We start from the raw sequence: 482 nt of genomic DNA, 5'->3' as shown, positions 1-482 counted from the left end.
GCAAGCCAGGCCGCTGTACATGAACTGCGCCGGATCACCGGCTTTGACGGAATCATGATGTACCGTTTTGACGAAGATTGGAACGGCACCGTTATAGCAGAGGAGAAAGATGCGCCGGAACTTGAACATTACCTCGGGCATACTTTCCCAGGCTCCGATGTACCCAGGCAAGCGCGTGACCTTTATTTAAAAAACTCTTACCGTCTAATACCTGATCGTGATTTCACTCCAGTAAGGCTTTATCCGGTGATGAACCCAGTAACGAACACTTTCATCGACCTATCCGATTGTAACCTCCGTGGCGTGGCGGCAGTACATCTGGAGTACCTTAAAAACATGAATGTGCAAGCATCGATGTCTATTCGAGTGATCGACAATGGCAAACTCTGGGGCTTGATCGCATGCCATCATGTCCGCCCACATTACCTGAGCTTCGAGACAGGCGCTGTCTGTGAAATGCTTTCTTCGGTCATTTCAAACCG

Annotated in this window: 1 protein-coding gene; it reads left to right on the top strand. The window is 49.6% G+C overall.

Annotated elements, in window-relative coordinates; genetic code table 11:
• On the top strand, nt 1–482 hold a 482-nt coding region (locus DUL71_RS31805), incomplete at both ends, for a GAF domain-containing protein (protein WP_114941825.1).

It is taken from the genome of Mucilaginibacter endophyticus (assembly GCF_003351025.1).
Classification (GTDB): Bacteria; Bacteroidota; Bacteroidia; order Sphingobacteriales; family Sphingobacteriaceae; genus Mucilaginibacter; species Mucilaginibacter endophyticus.
The sequence above is the reverse complement of the archived record's forward strand: the minus strand, read 5'-3'. Positions and strand labels throughout refer to the sequence as shown.